Below are 238 nucleotides of genomic sequence, written 5' to 3'. Positions count from 1 at the left end.
GTGACAACCTGATCGCCGCCGCCCAGACGGGTACCGGCAAGACGGCAAGCTTCGTGCTGCCCATCCTGCAGACCCTGCAGCAGGCGCCCAAGGTACGCGCCAAGCGCGTACATGCCGTCATCCTGACGCCGACGCGGGAGCTGGCGATTCAGGTCGAAGACAACATCCAGCACTACTCCAGGTATCTGGAAGTCAGCTCCATGGCGATGTATGGCGGCGTGGAGATCGAACCCCAGCA

The 238-nt window shown here is 63.0% G+C and carries 1 protein-coding gene; it reads left to right on the top strand.

The genetic code is table 11. The features are described 5' to 3' along the window. Positions 1-238: DEAD/DEAH box helicase (locus tag R0J88_RS23320; protein ID WP_410901364.1), on the top strand; the 238-nt coding region annotated here is incomplete at both ends.

The organism is Pseudoalteromonas sp. SIMBA_162 (genome assembly GCF_046535955.1).
Classification (GTDB): Bacteria; Pseudomonadota; Gammaproteobacteria; order Enterobacterales; family Alteromonadaceae; genus Pseudoalteromonas; species Pseudoalteromonas marina.
Note: the sequence above shows the minus strand (reverse complement) of the source record. Positions and strands in the feature narration are given on the sequence as shown.